The 758-nt window shown below is 69.8% G+C and carries 1 protein-coding gene; it reads right to left on the minus strand.

Annotated features, from left to right (window positions below):
- Positions 1–675: thiamine pyrophosphate-binding protein (locus tag LQT98_RS23845; protein ID WP_269326144.1), on the minus strand; the 675-nt coding region annotated here is incomplete at its 3' end.
- Positions 676–758: the final 83 nt, after the last annotated feature.

Consider the following 758-nt stretch of genomic DNA (forward strand, 5'->3'; position numbering starts at 1 on the left):
CGCCCGCGCCGCCCGCTCCAGCGCGTCCGGTTCCGGCGGCGGCGCGGCGATGCGCCATAGCCGCGGCCGGAACCAGTCCGTCGGATAGTCCCAGGCCATGGTCTGCACGTCCTGCGGCAGCGCCAGCGTGGCCGGCCCGCATTGCGCCGGATCGGTCAGCACCGCCAGCGCGCGCGGCAATGCCGTGAGCAGCTGCGCCGGGTGGACGATGCGGTCGAAATAGCGCGACACCGGCCGCAGGCAATCGTTGACCGACAGCGTGCCGTCCTGCGGCGCTTCCAGTTGCTGCAGCACCGGGTCCGGCGCGCGCGACACGAACACGTCGCCGGGCAAGAGCAGCAAGGGCAGCCGGTTGACGTGGGCCAACGCCGCGGCGGTAACCAGATTGGTGGCGCCGGGGCCGATGGAGCTGGTCACCGCCATCATCCGGCGGCGGAAATGGGCTTTGGCGTAGGCGATGGCGGCGTGGGCCATGCCCTGCTCATTGTGGGCGCGCCAGGTGGGCAGGCTGTCGCCGGCCTGCTGCAGCGCCTCGCCCAGGCCGGCGACGTTGCCGTGGCCGAAGATGGCCCACACCCCGGCGAACAGCGGCGCCTCCTCGCCGTCCTGCTCCACCCGCTGCGCGGCCAGATAGCGCACCAGCGCCTGGGCCATGGTCAAACGGATCGTGCTCATGCTCATTCCTTATAAAATCAGCGCGGCTTTTCTTGCCACGGAAGCTCACGAAAAGATTTTTAGCCACGGAAACACACGGAAGC

Source organism: Chromobacterium aquaticum (genome assembly GCF_021129195.1).
Taxonomy (GTDB): Bacteria; Pseudomonadota; Gammaproteobacteria; order Burkholderiales; family Chromobacteriaceae; genus Chromobacterium; species Chromobacterium aquaticum.